At 60.5% G+C, this 14638-nt stretch carries 12 protein-coding genes; 11 read left to right on the top strand and 1 reads right to left on the bottom strand.

Annotated elements, in window-relative coordinates; translation table 11 throughout:
• Window positions 1-8: 8 nt before the first annotated feature.
• Window positions 9-770: an SDR family oxidoreductase gene (locus LIY45_RS19505; RefSeq protein ID WP_017479012.1), complete on the top strand. Its 762-nt coding sequence runs from the start codon at window positions 9-11 to the stop codon at window positions 768-770.
• A gap of 61 nt (window positions 771-831) precedes the next feature.
• Here LIY45_RS19505 and tkt read toward each other — a convergent pair whose 3' ends face one another.
• Window positions 832-2892 (bottom strand): transketolase, encoded by a 2061-nt coding sequence (gene tkt / locus LIY45_RS19500; protein ID WP_226477283.1) that lies wholly within the window; start codon window positions 2890-2892, stop codon window positions 832-834.
• A 186-nt stretch (window positions 2893-3078) separates the two neighbouring features.
• On the opposite strand from tkt, the gene LIY45_RS19495 reads away from it, so the two are divergent.
• The 10 genes from LIY45_RS19495 to LIY45_RS19450 all read left to right on the top strand — a co-directional run bounded on the left by LIY45_RS19495 (window position 3079) and on the right by LIY45_RS19450 (window position 14622).
• Window positions 3079-3336 (top strand): DUF465 domain-containing protein, encoded by a 258-nt coding sequence (locus LIY45_RS19495; RefSeq protein WP_017479014.1) that lies wholly within the window; start codon window positions 3079-3081, stop codon window positions 3334-3336.
• A 299-nt stretch (window positions 3337-3635) separates the two neighbouring features.
• Window positions 3636-6263, top strand: coding sequence for a PAS domain S-box protein (locus tag LIY45_RS19490; RefSeq protein ID WP_226477282.1), 2628 nt, complete (start codon window positions 3636-3638; stop codon window positions 6261-6263).
• Entirely contained in the window at window positions 6260-6889 is a 630-nt protein-coding gene (locus LIY45_RS19485) for a response regulator transcription factor (protein WP_017479016.1), read from the top strand. Before LIY45_RS19490 ends, LIY45_RS19485 begins: the two co-directional genes overlap by 4 nt.
• 163 nt (window positions 6890-7052) lie before the next feature.
• Window positions 7053-8216 (top strand): methyl-accepting chemotaxis protein, encoded by a 1164-nt coding sequence (locus LIY45_RS19480; protein WP_226477281.1) that lies wholly within the window; start codon window positions 7053-7055, stop codon window positions 8214-8216.
• 13 nt (window positions 8217-8229) lie between these two features.
• Window positions 8230-8598, top strand: a complete 369-nt coding sequence (locus LIY45_RS19475) for a response regulator (protein WP_017479018.1) — start codon at window positions 8230-8232, stop codon at window positions 8596-8598.
• A 34-nt stretch (window positions 8599-8632) separates the two neighbouring features.
• Window positions 8633-8950 (top strand): STAS domain-containing protein, encoded by a 318-nt coding sequence (locus LIY45_RS19470; RefSeq protein ID WP_026078177.1) that lies wholly within the window; start codon window positions 8633-8635, stop codon window positions 8948-8950.
• 4 nt (window positions 8951-8954) lie between these two features.
• Window positions 8955-11084 (top strand): chemotaxis protein CheA, encoded by a 2130-nt coding sequence (locus LIY45_RS19465; protein ID WP_017479020.1) that lies wholly within the window; start codon window positions 8955-8957, stop codon window positions 11082-11084.
• 23 nt (window positions 11085-11107) lie between these two features.
• Window positions 11108-13525 carry a methyl-accepting chemotaxis protein gene (locus LIY45_RS19460; protein ID WP_226477280.1) on the top strand — a complete coding sequence of 806 codons (2418 nt, stop codon included), beginning with the start codon at window positions 11108-11110 and terminating at the stop codon, window positions 13523-13525.
• Between the two features lie 3 nt (window positions 13526-13528).
• Window positions 13529-14035 (top strand): chemotaxis protein CheW, encoded by a 507-nt coding sequence (locus LIY45_RS19455; protein ID WP_017479022.1) that lies wholly within the window; start codon window positions 13529-13531, stop codon window positions 14033-14035.
• 74 nt (window positions 14036-14109) lie between these two features.
• The gene (locus tag LIY45_RS19450; RefSeq protein ID WP_017479023.1) at window positions 14110-14622 is read left to right on the top strand and encodes a chemotaxis protein CheW; all 513 of its coding nucleotides are present in this window, start codon (window positions 14110-14112) and stop codon (window positions 14620-14622) included.
• Window positions 14623-14638: the final 16 nt, after the last annotated feature.

Genomic DNA, 14638 nt, shown 5'->3' with positions numbered 1-14638 from the left:
TTCGCTCAATGGATACCGTCCCGCAGGCACCGCTGATTCTGATCACGGGTGGAAGTCGTGGCGTTGGCGCCGCCACCGCGCGGCTGGCTGCCGCACAAGGTTATGACGTGGCGATCAGCTTCGTTTCCGACGAATCTGCTGCCCTCGCGGTGGTGGCGGATGTAGAAGCGGCGGGGCGCCGGGCCTTGGCCGTACGCGCAGACAGCGCAGACCCGGAGCAGGTCGTTCAGTTATTTGCCGCGATAGATCGGGCGTTCGGGCGCATCGATGTACTGGTTAACAACGCCGGGATCAACGCATTGCAATCCCGGGTCGAGGACCTGGCGTTCGAGCGCATGCAGCGGATTTTCGCGGTCAACGCGATCGGGCCGATGCTGTGTGCCCAGCAAGCGGTGAAGCGCATGTCGTTTCGTCACGAGGGGCGGGGCGGTTCTGTGATCAATATCTCGTCGGCCTCCGCCCGGCTTGGCAGCCCCAACGAATACGTCGACTACGCCGCATCGAAAGGTGCGCTTGAGACCTTTACCACCGGGTTTGCCAAGGAAGTTGCCCGGGAGGGAATACGCGTCAACTGCATCCGCCCCGGGCATATCTACACCGACATTCACGCCAGCGGCGGCGAGCCGGGGCGGGTTGACCGCGTCAAGGATTCGATCCCCATGGGGCGGGGTGGTCAGCCTGAAGAAGTGGCCAGGGCGATTCTGTGGCTGGCAGGCGCCGAGGCGTCCTTCATCACGGGTACGTTCCTGGATGTCACCGGCGGTAAATGAGCAGCAGGGCGTGGCACCGAGGCTCCCCTCGGTAGGCCACGCCAGGCATGCTTGCGCCGGGTCAGCTGTTGAGCTTGATCTGCTCCTTCGCCAGCTTCACCACATTCTCCAGGGTAAAGCCGAACTTGGCCTGCAACTTGGCCAAGGGTGCCGAGGCGCCAAAGCTGTTCATCACCACCTTGGCCCCGGTCTGCCCTACGTAGCGGTCCCAGCCCAACGGGCCGGCCTGTTCCACCACCAGGCGTGCCTTCACCGTCGGCGGCAGCACGCTGTCGCGGTAGGCCTGGTCCTGTTCTTCGAACAGTTCCCAACTCGGCATCGACACCACTTGCGCCGCCACGCCTTCAGCCTTCAGTTGCTCATAGGCCTCCACCGCCAGGCTGACTTCACTGCCGGTGGCCATCAGGATCACCTGGGGCTTATCGGCGCCGGCCAGCACATAAGCGCCACGGGATGTACCCGTCGCCGCCGCGTACTTCGTGCGATCCAGGGTCGGCAGATTCTGCCGCGACAGCACCACGCAGGTCGGGCGATGGGTCTGGGCCAGAGCGATCTTCCAGGCCTCCAGGGTTTCATTTGCGTCGCCTGGGCGCAGGGTCAGCAAGCCCGGCGTGGCCCGCAGTTGGGTCAGGTGTTCGATGGGCTGGTGGGTGGGGCCGTCTTCGCCGACACCAATCGAGTCATGGGTAAACACGAACACCACCGGCAGCTCCATGATCGCCGCGAGGCGAATCGGCGGCTTCATGTAGTCGCTGAACACCAGGAAGGTCGAGGTGTACGGCCGCAGGTACGACAGCGCCATGCCGTTGGCAATCGCGCCCATGGCATGTTCACGAATACCGAAGTGCAGGTTGCGCCCGCCGTAGTTCTCGGCACTGAAGCGCCCGGCGTCGTCGAACGTCAGGTTGGTCTTGGTGGACGGCGACAAGTCTGCCGAGCCCCCCAGCAGCCATGGGATCTGCTTGGCAAACCCATTCAACACTTCGCCACCGGCGGCACGGCTGGCGACGCCCTTGGCATCCGCGGCAAAGCTCGGCAGTTGCTCCTGCCAATGCTCGGGCATCTCGCCGGCACGCATGCGGCGCAGCTCGTCGGCCAGTTCCGGCTCGTACTGTTCGAGGTGGGACAGGGTTTCGGTCCATTGCTCATACAGCGGCTTGCTGCGCTTGAGCAGCGCATCCCGCAGGACCGTGCGGGCTTCCTCCGGTACCAGGAAGCTTGAGTCTTCGGGCCAGCCGTAAGCGGCTTTGGTCAGGCGGATTTCTTCTTCGCCCAAGGGTTCGCCATGGGCTGAGGCGGTGTTGTGCTTGTGGGGCGAGCCATAGCCGATCACGCTGTCGACCACGATCAGCGTCGGTGCCCCGGTGTTTTTCTGGAACGTGCTCAGGGCGTCGCTCAGGGCCAGCAGGTTGTTTGCATCGGTGACGTGCAAGGTGTGCCAGCCATAGGCCTGGAAACGCTTGATCACGTCTTCGCTGAAGGCCAGCTCAGTGTGGCCTTCGATGCTGATGGTGTTGTTGTCGTAGATCCAGCACAGGTTATCCAGCTTCAAGTGCCCGGCAATGGACGCCGCTTCGCTGCTGATGCCCTCCATCATGTCGCCGTCGCCGCACAGGGTGTAGACGTTGTAGTCGAACAGCACCTGGCCGTCCCGGTTGAAACGCTTGGCCAGCCAACGCTCGGCCATCGCCATGCCGACGCTGTTGGCGCACCCCTGGCCGAGTGGGCCGGTGGTGGTTTCTACGCCGGTGGTCATGCGGTATTCGGGGTGGCCGGGAGTTTTGGAGCTCATCTGCCGGAACTGCTTGATGTCGTCCAGGCTGATGGCCGGCTGGCCGGAGCGCTTGCCGTGGGCGTCAATCTCCACCACGCCCGCCAGGTGCAACAGCGAATACAACAGCATCGAGGCATGGCCCACCGACAATACGAAACGGTCACGGTTGGGCCAGTCGGGGTGCTCGGGGTGATAACGCAGGAAGCGGCTCCACAAGGTGTAACCGACGGGCGCCAGGCCCATGGGCGTGCCGGGGTGGCCGGAGTTGGCCTTCTGCACAGCGTCCATGGCGAGGGTACGAATAGTGTTGATGCACTGGGTGTCGACAGCGTTGGCAGCGTGATTCATGGAACCTGTTCTCCATCGGGTGACGATCTACAGTGGAGGGCAGCCTGCGCCAAAGGTTTTATGAAATCGTCTGCCCTGCGACGAACGGGGACGCAAACGCGACAGGTTGATCTCAGACATGACAAGAGGCTGCTGGATGGGCTAGGTTCAAGGGGTCAACCATCGATCAATGTGCGGAGGTACTCCATGCCAGTGAAACACGACCTGTATCAGGACCTGGGTTTGAGCAAGGAAGCTATTCATGAACGCAGGGCGAGCGATAACCGATTGGATTCGCTGCTCAACCAATACGACATTGCCGACAAGGCGGTGGTGCAGGCTGAGTCGTCCACCTCGGGGGCCAGTGACGATGAGTTGAAAAAACTGAAGGAAAAGCGCTTGGCGATCAAGGATGAGATTTCCAGCAAGCTCGAGGGCCTGGCGGCTCAGGCAGGCAAGGGCTGATTCGACCACGCTGTGCCCATGGGCTTGCCGTTCAGTGCAGGCCCATCCATTCGACAAGGTTGTTTATTGCAATGTATTCGGGTGAACAGCCGGGATCCTGATGAGGGTCAGATATCTCAAAAAAACCACCGATAGTTGCCGTCGGCATGCAGTGAATGCATGGGTTAGGTCTACTATGGGGTGTGGTCTGTCACCCTGGTGTGAACGATCGCGAAGGTATGGGTGGATGCGACGTTGCTGCTCAACCTGAGTGGTGGTGTGAGCGCACAGGCCTTTAACATGCCGCAGGGAGAGTGGCAATGACGCGCGACAAAGCATGGACCGCGCTGGGGGGCATGGTGGGCTGTCTGGAACCGGCAGCCACCGTCTCGGCAGCAGAGCAAGTCACCCATATACAGCTCAAGTCTATTTTCGATTCCTCCGGCACCGGCCTGGCGCTGGTGGCGTTGGACGGTCGCTGGCTGCGGGCAAATGGCGTCACTTGCCGTTTGCTGGGCTACAGCGAGGCGCAGCTGCAAGCCACCACCTTCATGGCCTTGACTCACCCTGATGATCGGGAGGTGGGGATAAGCCTGGTCGAGGAATTGAAGCGCGGTGCGAGGCCCAGTGCGACGATGCATAAGCGCTACCTTCACCGCGACGGACAAGTGGTCTGGGTGCGACTGACTGTGGGGCTGGTGCGCGACGAAGAGGGTCAGCCTTCATGCTTCGTGTCCCAACTGGAGGACATCACCGAGAACTGGCAACTGCGTGAAACCCTGATGGGGAGCGAGCTGAAATTCCTCTCCCTGGCGGAAAGCTCCCCCAACATCATTGTTCGCTATGACCGCAATCTCTTGCGCACTTATGTCAATCCGACGTTCTTGCTGCTCACCGGCTCGTCTTTTCACGATGCCATCGGTGTTGCTCCCAATGAGGAGTCCGCCGATTACCTGCGCCAACTGCGCCAGGTGCTGGCCACTGGTAATCCGGCTCAATTTCTCAACAGTTGGGCGGTCGAGCAGAATGGCGAGTGGGTAACGTGCGTGGTCAGCCTCACGGCGGAGCGCAATAATGCCGGTGAAGTGGTTGGGGTGCTGGCCCTTGCCCACGACATTACTCAGTTGCGTAAGCACCAGGACCTCGAAGAGGCCCGGCTGCATATCTTCGAAAAAATGGCCAGCGACGCACCGCTGGATGAAACCCTTGGCCTGCTGGTTGGGTATCTGAAGCTGGCCTTGCCCAATCGTGCCTGCAGCGTGATGTTGCTGGATCCTCAAACCCTGACACTGACGCCCTGCACAGGCGCCGGCCTGCGGGATGAATGGCCCCCGACCCCGGGGCAATACGCCTCCTGGTCCGAGCCGATCATGGATACGCAGGGCCGAGTCCTGGGGGCTTTTGTGGTGACCAACCCACAAGGCGTGCTTCCAGACGACAGTGACATCCAGCGCGTGCGCCAGACCTGTCACATTGCCGCGATTGCCATCGAACGCTGGCGCTCCGAATCACTGCTCAAGCACCGCGAACGACGTTACCGGGATATTTTTGACCATACCCTGGACATGCTCTGCCTGCTCGAAGTAACCGAGGTTGACCGCCTGCGCTGTGTCGAGGTCAATCCCGCCTTGCTGCGCGCCCTGGGCAAACCCCACGGCGATGTCATTGGCCAGACCCTTGAGCGTGTGTTCGACCGGTTGAGCGCCGGTAAAGTCCAGGACTTGTGCCAGCGATGCCTGGCCGCCGGGCGAGCGATGGAGTCCGAGGACACGGTGGTGCTGCGGGACGAAGTCCGTAATTTGCACTTCACCCTGATACCGGTCGCCGACCCGGAGGGCATGGGCCAGCGCATTCTGGTGATCAGCCGCGACATTACGCTTTCCTCAAAGGCCCGCCAGAAAGAACTTGAACGGCAGCACGATATCAGTGCCCTGGTGGAAAACAGCCCGGATGCCATTGTTCGTGTGAGCGCCCAAGGCGAAGTGCTTTACGTCAATGCCCAATTGAAAAAGTGGGTGGGTAGCGCCTGGCCGGACCTGCCGGGAAAATCCATAGGCGCCATGGCCCCCCTCAATGCCCAGGCCCAGCTGTTTTGCGAGTTGGTGGCCCAGGTGGTCAACGATAACAAGGCGGCAGAGCAGGAATTTATGTTGGCGGGTTTGAAAGGCGCGCCCAAGGTGCTGCTGATCCACTTTGTGCCCGAGGTCGATGGCAGGCGGGTGGTCAGTGTGCTGGCGGTAGGGCGCGACATTTCCAAGTTGCGTGCCGCCGAGCGGCGCCTGGCCAATTCCAACGCGCAGTTGCGCGACCTGTCGACCCGCCGGGAAACCGCGCGGGAAGAGGAGCGCAAACTGATCGCCAGGGAGATTCATGACGAACTGGGCCAGCATCTGACGGCCTTGCGCATGGGGATCTCGCTGTTGAGGTTTCAATTCGGCGCTACCACACCCGAACTCACCCCTCAGGTGGAGCGGTTGATGGCCCTGACCGACAAGACGATCCAAGTGGTGCGTGACGTTTCTACCAGCCTGCGGCCTTCGGCCCTGAACCTGGGGCTGGTCTCGGGCCTTGAATGGCTGACCACTGAGTTTGTCGACTTGACCCACACGCCCTGTCTACTGCACTTGCCCTTGAGCCCCATGACACTGCCCGATGCCCAGATTACCGCCGCGTTCCGCATCGTGCAGGAATCGCTGACCAACATTGCCCGTTACGCGCAAGCGACGCAGGTCAGTGTCACCCTGGCGCCGCAGGACGGGCATTGGTTGCTGGAAGTCCAGGACAACGGCGTCGGCTTCGAGCCCGACGCGGTCGGCCGGCAAACCCTCGGACTGGCCGGGATGCGTGAGCGCGGCCTGATGCTGGGCGGCAAGGTCATTATTTTCAGTCACCCCGGACAAGGCACCACCGTCCAGGCGTTCATTCCCATGCAGGAGACAGCTTCATGATTCGCATGTTGATCGCCGATGACCACACCATCATGCGCGAAGGGCTCAAGCAGCTGTTCACGCTGGTCGCGGACCTGCAGGTAGTGGCCGAGGCCGAGAGTGGCGCGCAAGTGATCGAGTTGCTGCGCCAGGTGGAGATTGACCTGCTGTTGCTGGACATGAACATGCCGGGCATCAGCGGTGAAATCCTGATTGCCAGGTTGCACGCACAGTACCCGAAGCTGCCCATCCTGGTGTTGAGCATGCACAACGAAATCCACATCGCGCAACGGGCACTGCGCGCTGGCGCACTGGGTTACCTGACCAAGGACAGTGACCCCGAGACGCTGTTGGCCGCCATCCGCCGAGTGATCGGCGGCCAGCGTTACCTGGACGCCGGCCTGGCGGAACAGATCGCCCTGCAAAGCAGTGGGTTGAAGCAACAGACCTATGTCGAGAGTTTGTCTGATCGCGAGTTCCAGATCCTGCGCTTGCTTGCCCACGGCATGAGCGTTAACCAGATCGCCGAGCAGTTGGTTATCAGCAACAAGACCGTGAGCACCCACAAGACGCGGTTGATGGAAAAGATGGGCTTTGTTTCCACGGCGGACATTGTGCGTTTCGCCATGACCTTGGGTATTTCCTGATCTCAGCCCAGAGGTAGGGATTTTCCTACCCCGCCTCCCGGTATCCCTACCCCAGAATAGGGATGCTCCGATGGTTGGGGTGCCATTATTGCGCCAGTATCTCCCTCAAGCAGTCGAACCGCCGGTTAACCGGTGACGGGCTGCCCTGACCGGGAGAGAGACCGTGAACGAACAGACCCCACCCCCTTCAGTTGTGTTGACACTGCTTCCTGCAGTGTTCTCTGGCCTGCTCGGCAGCTTTTCGATCATGTACAGCAATGGTTTTGACGGCCGGGCAGTGGGGGCGGGCGGTGTGCTGTTGCTGGTGTGTATCAGCCTGGGGGGGTGGGCAAACAGCCGCCTCCAGGCACACTGGCGCAGCATCCAGCACCAGGAGGCGGCCGCAGTGCCGGCCGTGGCCGTCGACACGGGGCTGGCCGAGGTGTGTCTCAACGTGTTGCCGGTGTGGTCCAGGCAGATAGACGCAGCCCGCCAGATCAGTGAAACGTCCATCCTCAAACTCAGCGAGCGCTTTGCCACTCTGTCCTCCAACATCAGCCACAGTGTTTCCAGCAGTGGTGGCCAGGATGCTTCCCAGCAACTGGTCGACCTGCTCGAAGTCGGCCAGCGCGATCTCAACGCCATTGTCCTGGCCCTGCGTGCGGCCCTCTGCAACAAAGAGAACGAGTTAAAGGAGGTCATGCTGCTCTCGGGGTTTACCGAGCAGCTCCAGCAAATGGCCAAGTTCGTCGGTGACATCGCCAGCCAGACCAACCTGCTTGCCCTCAATGCCGCCATTGAAGCTGCCCGTGCCGGTGAGGCCGGTCGAGGGTTCGCAGTGGTGGCCGATGAGGTGCGCAAGCTCTCCAGCATGTCCGGTGAGACCGGCCGCAAAATCAGCGAAACGGTCATCACCGTGAATGCCGCCATTGCCCGGACCGTGCAGATGTCGCGGCATCACGCCGAACAAGACACCTTGACCCTGGCGGACTCGGAGCGGGTGGTGTCCCAGGTCATTCAGAGCTTTGGCGCAAACGCCCAGACCGTCGTGCGCAACAGCCGCGACCTGCAACAGCAGAGCGCGAGTGTGGCTGACGAGATTGCCCAAGTGCTGGTTGCCCTGCAGTTCCAGGACCGGGTCAGCCAGATGTTGACCCTGATCACCCACGACCAAAGCCGCTTGCAACAACAGTTGGGTGAGCACCATGAGGGGGGTGTGATCACCCCGCTGGCCAGCGACCGCTGGCTGCAGGAGCTGTCAACCGCCTACACCATGCCGGAACAGCACGCTATCCATGGTGGCAAGCCGCTTTCCAAGGCTGACACCAACGACATCACCTTTTTCTAGAGGCGCTTTTCCAATGAGCAAAACCATTCTGATTGTCGACGACTCCGCTTCCATACGGCAGGTGGTGAGCATCACCCTCAAAGGTGCGGGCTACGACGTGATTGAAGGCTGTGATGGCAAAGACGCCTTGAGCAAGCTGGATGGACGCAAAATCCATCTGATTGTCAGTGACGTGAACATGCCCAACATGGACGGCTTCACCTTCGTCAAGGCGGCCAAGCTGCTGCCGGCCTACAAGTTCACGCCGGTCATCATGCTCACCACCGAAGCCAGTGACGCCATGAAGCAGAAAGGCCAGGCCAACGGCGCCAAGGCATGGATGGTCAAGCCTTTTCAGCCGGCGCAGATGTTGAACGCCGTCTCCAAGTTAATCCTGCCTTAGTGTTGGCCAGCGTTGGCTGGCCAGGAGGTTTTCCATGAGAAGTACACCCCCGATGTTACGTCGAATCCAGGTCATGGAAGGCCCGCTGACCATCTACACGGCCACGGAACAAAAAGACGTGTTGTTGTCACTGTTTCCCCTGGCCCATGAAGTTGAGTTGGACTTATCCAATGTCGATGAACTGGACAGCGCCGGCTTGCAATTATTGATCCTTATCAAACGCGAGTCGTTCAGGGAGGGGGCGCAGCTGTTATTGAGCAACCCCAGTCCGACGGTGATTGAGGCATTGCGACTCAGCGGCCTTGAAGACTACTTCGCTAATCCATCTTTTGCCCCATCGGCGGGAGCATGATCGTATGGCCCAGTCTATGAACATGGATGACGTGCTTCAGACCTTCATTGCTGAAAGTCGCGAGCTTTTGTTGCAGATGGAGGATGCGCTGCTGCAAATAGAGAAGTCGCCCCACGACCTCGATACCATCAATGCGTTGTTTCGCGTCGCCCACACCATCAAGGGCTCAGCCGGCCTGTTTGGCCTGATGCCGATTGTTGAATTTACCCATGTCGCCGAGAGCGTCCTGGATCGGGTGCGCAGCCTGGAAGTGCGTGTCGACGAAGCCTTGAGTGCCTTGTTTCTTGAAGCGCGTGACCATATCAGCCAACTGATCGATCTGTTGGCCGAAGACGGCAACCTGGATCGACTGGATGAGCCCCTTCAGGTGCAGGGCGACGGGCTGGTAGGGCGCCTCGCCCTGTACCTGGATACGCCGCTCTCCAGTGCGCCGCACATTCCCCAGGACACGCCCGCTGACAGCCCGCCTCTTGCCCCCGGGCATTGGCACCTGTCGTTGCGCTTCGGGCCTGATGTGTTACGCAGTGGCATGGACCCGTTGGCGTTTCTGCGCTACCTGGGCACCCTGGGGCATTTGCACCACACCATCACCCTGTTTGACTCACTGCCACCCTTGGCGGCAATGGACCCGGAAACCAATTACCTGGGGTTTGAGCTCGCGTTGGTCAGCGATGCCTCCCGGGAGATCATCGACGGCGCTTTTGATTTTGTGCGTGAAGAGGCCCAGGTGCTGATCCTGGAGCCCCACGCCACCCCCCAGGCGTGCCGGGCGCACCTCGATGCGCTGCCGGAAGAAAATGCGGACCTGCTGGAGCTGTTTGTCCGTTGTGGCACCTTGAGCGAATCCCAGGCCTTGCGGGTTGCGCAGGAAGGCGAGCCAGCGCTTTTGGTCGACGTATTGCCGGAAACGATGGCCCCCTCGCAGAAGGCGGTAAAGAGCCAGGCCACTAACGAAGGTAACCTGATTCGGGTCGATGCCGGCAAGCTGGATCAACTGATTAATCTGGTGGGCGAGCTGATCATTGCCGGTGCCGGTGCCAACCTGGTGGCAGTGCGCAGCGGGATTGGCGAAATGATCGAGGCCACCAGCCTGTTGTCGCGGCTGGTGGAGGAAGTCCGTGATTCTGCACTGACCCTGCGCATGGTGCAGATTGGCGCGACGTTCACGCGCTTTCAGCGGGTGGTGCGCGATGTCTCCAAGGAACTGGGCAAGGACATCGTGCTGCACATCGGCGGTGGCGAGACCGAGCTGGATAAAACCGTGGTCGAGCGTATTGGCGACCCGCTGACCCACCTGGTGCGAAATGCCATGGACCATGGCATCGAAGCGGCCTCCCTGCGCCTCCAGCGGGGCAAGCCGGCCCAGGGCACGGTGAGCCTGAATGCCTATCACGAGTCGGGCAGCATCGTCATCGAGGTATCCGACGATGGCGGCGGCCTGCGCAAGGACAAGATTCTCGCCAAGGCCCGTGACCGAGGGTTGGTGGGGGACGGCCAGGTACTGGCGGACAAAGACATTCTGAATTTGATTTTCGAACCGGGTTTTTCCACTGCCGACCAGGTCAGCAACCTGTCCGGCCGCGGTGTGGGCATGGACGTGGTGAAACGCAATATCACGGCGCTGCGGGGCAGCGTGAGCCTGGAAAGTGAAGAAGGCCTGGGCACCACCGTACGGATTCGCCTGCCGCTGACCCTGGCCATCATCGACGGCTTTCTGATTGGCGTCGGCAAAGCCTCCTATGTGGTTCCGCTGAACATGGTGGAGGAGTGCATCGAACTGGTGACACAGCCAGGTGCGGATACCGGCTACCTGGACTTGCGGGGAGATGTGCTGCCCATCCTGCGGCTACGCGAGATGTTTGAGGTGGATGAGCCGCGGGGCAGCCGCGAAAACGTGGTTGTCGTGCAATACGCCGGCTTGCGCGCCGGGCTGGTGGTTGATCGCTTGCTGGGTGAGTTTCAAACCGTGATCAAGCCATTGGGCAAGGTGTTTGGTGATGCCCATGGATTGGGAGGCTTCACGATCCTGGGCAGCGGTGCTGTTGCGCTGATTCTGGATATTCCCAATTTGTTGGGACACGTCGCCAGGGAATCGGCCAACCGTTCGACTCAAAGTTCTTTACTGACTCAATGAAGCGTCATCAGGAGTTACTTGCCATGACCGTAATCAAAAATATTGTATTGCTGGTTTGCGCGGCGATCGTCGGGGTTGTCGTGTTGTGTACCACCAGCCTCTACCTGGCCGGCCAGATCAACTCGACCGCCAGCTACGCCAACCTCAACACGGTGCCCAGCCTGCTGGAAATCGATCACGCCGCAGAAGCCTTCACGGCGCTTCATGCCTTGCAATGGCAGCGCCTGGGCGGTATCGAGAAAAACACGGTGCCCAGTTACGCCGATGGGGTGGCCGCCAACTTCAGCACGATCGGCAAGGCGCTGGATCACTATCAGAGCGAGCTGATCTCAGACCAGCATGATGCGGCATTGTTGACTCAACTGCGCGCCCGGCTGGCAGAGTTCGCAACCCTTCAAGCCCGTTTCGACAAATTGAGCGACAGCGGTGACCTGGCTTCCGCCAGGGAGGCGATCGAGTCCAGCCAACCGTTGCAGAATGCAGTCCTGGCGGCCATTGCCGACATGCGCCAGTACAACCTTGAGCTGGGCCGCAAAGCCGAGATACTGGCCACCAGCACCGAATCCAACGCCCGCTATCTTTTACTGCTGGTCAGCGGCTTGACGGTGTTGGCCACCGCGCTGATCGGGGCATTCCTGGGGCGTAACCTGATGCGCCAGCTGGGGGGGGAACCGGCCGATGTGCGTGTATTTGCAGCACGCTTGTCCGCCGGCGAGCTGGATGCAAAAGCCACACTCAGAGCCGGTGATACCACCAGCCTGATGGCCTCCATGCAACAACTGGGCACCACCTTGCATGAACTGGTTGTGGAAATGAACCGCATGTCCAGTGAGCACGACAAGGGCGAAATTGACGCACAGATTGATGCCGGCCAGTTCAATGGCAGCTACCGGTCCATGGCCGAAGGCATCAATAACATGGTCAATGGCCATATCGCAGTGAAGAAAAAAGCCATGGCCTGTATCCGCTCTTTTGGTGAGGGGGATTTGGTGGCGCCGCTGGAGCGGTTCCCGGGTAAAAAAGCCTTTATCAACGAGAACATTGAGCTGCTGCGCACCAATATTCTGGCCCTGATCAATGAAATGAAGCACATGTCCGTCGAGCACGAACAAGGTGACATTGATGTCATGATTGATGTCGCGCGCTTCTCCGGTTCGTACCGGGATATCGGCCAAGGCATCAATGACATGGTCAGCGGCCATATCAGCGTGAAGAAAAAGGCGATGGCCTGCATCCGGTCATTCGGGGAAGGCGATTTGTCGGCGCCGCTGGAGCGTTTCCCGGGCAAAAAAGCCTTTATCAACGAAAACATCGAGCAACTGCGGGCCAATATCCTGGCCCTGGTCGAAGACACACGCCAGATCAGCGACAGCGCCATGATCGGCAAGCTGGACACCCGGCCTGACAGCGCCCGTCACCAGGGAGATTTCCGGAGGATTATCCTGGGGATCAATGGCTCCCTGGACGCGATCATCGTGCCGATTACCGAAGCCATGGATATCTTGTCGGCGATTGCTGGCGGCGACCTGACCCGATCCATCACCGGCGACTACCAGGGCAAGTTCCTGGAACTCAAGAACTCGGTCAACGGCACCGTGGAAAAACTCTCGGAGATCATTGGCGAGGTGCGTAGCTCCGCCGATTCACTGTCCAGTGCCTCCGAGGAGATCTCCGCGACTGCACAAAGCATGAGCCAGTCGGCGTCCGAGCAGGCGGCGTCGGTAGAGCAGACATCCGCGTCGATGGAGCAGATGTCGGCTTCCATTGCCCAGAACACCGAGAACGCCAAAGTCACCGATGGCATGGCCGGCAAGGCCAACAAAGAGGCGACTGAAGGTGGGCGGGCGGTCAAGGACACCGTGGCGGCGATGAAGACCATCGCGGAAAAAATCGGCATTGTCGATTCCATCGCCTATCAGACCAACCTGCTGGCACTCAACGCTGCCATTGAAGCGGCCCGCGCCGGCGAGCATGGCAAAGGCTTCGCGGTGGTGGCCGCCGAAGTCCGCAAACTGGCCGAGCGCAGCCAGATTGCCGCCCAGGAAATCAGTGAAGTGGCCAAGAGCAGCGTGGCCCTGGCTGAGCGGGCCGGGAACCTGCTGGATGAGATCGTGCCCTCGATTGCCAAGACCTCCGATCTGGTGCAGGAAATTACCGCGGCGTCCGAGGAGCAGTCCATCGGGTCGGAGCAAATCAATAGTGCGATGTCGCAGATGAGTCAGCTGACCCAGCAGAATGCCTCCGCTTCCGAAGAGCTGGCGGCCACGGCCGAAGAAATGAGTGGCCAGGCCGAGCAACTGCAAGAGCTGATGGGCTTCTTCACCGTGCAGAGCAAGCGCCAGGGGCGGGCATTGTCATCGCCGGTACAGGCGCGTGCGACGCAGATGCCTGAGCACGAGGCCAATCTGGTGGAGGGCGGCTTTGTCCGCTTCGGGAGTTGAGCCATGTCCGCCTCCGCCGTTCAGCCAAGTGCATTCGAGCCGGCGTTACCGGTTGATGAGCCCTTGCAGTACCTGACCTTCCTAGCCGCTCACGAAATGTTTGCGGTCAACACCCTGAGTGTTCGCGAAATCATCGAATACAACCAGGTGACGGCGGTGCCGATGATGCCCGTGTTTATGCGGGGGGTGATCAACCTGCGTGGCTCGGTCGTCCCGGTGGTGGACTTGCGGGCCCGCTTTGGCAAAGGCACCACTGTTCTGGGCAGCCGCACCTGCATTGTGATTCTGGATGCGGCCAGCGAGGGCGAGGCACAGGTACTGGGAGTGGTGGTGGACTCGGTCAGCGAGGTGATCGAGATCCAGGATGTCGATATCAAGCCCGCGCCGGCCTTCGGTAATCGTATCCGGACCGATTTCATAAAGGGCATGACCAAGGTGCGTGGCGAATTCGTCACGCTGCTGCAAATAGAGCAGGTGCTGTGTGTCGATGAACTGGCAGGTCAGATGTGAGCCGCCGCGCAGTGACTCCTGCTGATTGCCGACCCTCGACACGTGACCAACAAGCCAACCATCCGAGGTGAATCATGGGCCCATCCGTCAGTACCACCGTCCCGAACCCGAGCCAATACCTCACCTTTGAACTGGGAGATGAAATGTTCGCTGTGGGGACACTCAATGTGCGGGAAATCATCGAGTACGGGCCAATTACCAGCGTGCCGTTGCTGCCTGCCAGTATTCGCGGGGTCATCAACCTGCGAGGTGCGGCGGTTCCCGTGCTGGACCTCGGCGTGCGCTTTCGCGGTGAGCGCACGGTCCAAACGTCAAGGACGTGCTTTGTGATTCTGGAAGTGCAGGCGAACGCGCAGCGCAAGCCCGTGGGAATCATCGTCGATGCGGTCAGCGAGGTGCTGGAAATTGCCGATCAGGACATCGAGCCGTCGCTGAATTTCGGCACCGATGTGCGGGCCGACTTCTTGTTGGGCATTGGCAAGCTGGACAGCGGGTTCGTGTTGCTGCTGGACATTGGTCAAGTGCTCTCCTTTGAGCAGATCGATGCCCTGGCTTCACTCGCCCCCAGTGGCTTATTAACGGATTGAAGACGACGGTGGATGC

It is taken from the genome of Pseudomonas sp. MWU16-30323 (assembly GCF_020515595.1).
Taxonomy (GTDB): domain Bacteria; phylum Pseudomonadota; class Gammaproteobacteria; order Pseudomonadales; family Pseudomonadaceae; genus Aquipseudomonas; species Aquipseudomonas yamanorum.
The sequence above is the reverse complement of the archived record's forward strand: the minus strand, read 5'-3'. Positions and strand labels throughout refer to the sequence as shown.

Bases quoted from the DNA above. Each gene is read 5' to 3' on its own strand.
- LIY45_RS19505 (WP_017479012.1), top strand. From the start codon at position 9: ATGGATACCGTCCCGCAGGCACCGCTGATTCTGATCACGGGTGGAAGT.
- tkt (WP_226477283.1), bottom strand. From the start codon at position 2,892: ATGAATCACGCTGCCAACGCTGTCGACACCCAGTGCATCAACACTATT.
- LIY45_RS19495 (WP_017479014.1), top strand. From the start codon at position 3,079: ATGCCAGTGAAACACGACCTGTATCAGGACCTGGGTTTGAGCAAGGAA.
- LIY45_RS19490 (WP_226477282.1), top strand. From the start codon at position 3,636: ATGACGCGCGACAAAGCATGGACCGCGCTGGGGGGCATGGTGGGCTGT.
- LIY45_RS19485 (WP_017479016.1), top strand. From the start codon at position 6,260: ATGATTCGCATGTTGATCGCCGATGACCACACCATCATGCGCGAAGGG.
- LIY45_RS19475 (WP_017479018.1), top strand. From the start codon at position 8,230: ATGAGCAAAACCATTCTGATTGTCGACGACTCCGCTTCCATACGGCAG.
- LIY45_RS19470 (WP_026078177.1), top strand. From the start codon at position 8,633: ATGAGAAGTACACCCCCGATGTTACGTCGAATCCAGGTCATGGAAGGC.
- LIY45_RS19465 (WP_017479020.1), top strand. From the start codon at position 8,955: ATGGCCCAGTCTATGAACATGGATGACGTGCTTCAGACCTTCATTGCT.
- LIY45_RS19460 (WP_226477280.1), top strand. From the start codon at position 11,108: ATGACCGTAATCAAAAATATTGTATTGCTGGTTTGCGCGGCGATCGTC.
- LIY45_RS19455 (WP_017479022.1), top strand. From the start codon at position 13,529: ATGTCCGCCTCCGCCGTTCAGCCAAGTGCATTCGAGCCGGCGTTACCG.
- LIY45_RS19450 (WP_017479023.1), top strand. From the start codon at position 14,110: ATGGGCCCATCCGTCAGTACCACCGTCCCGAACCCGAGCCAATACCTC.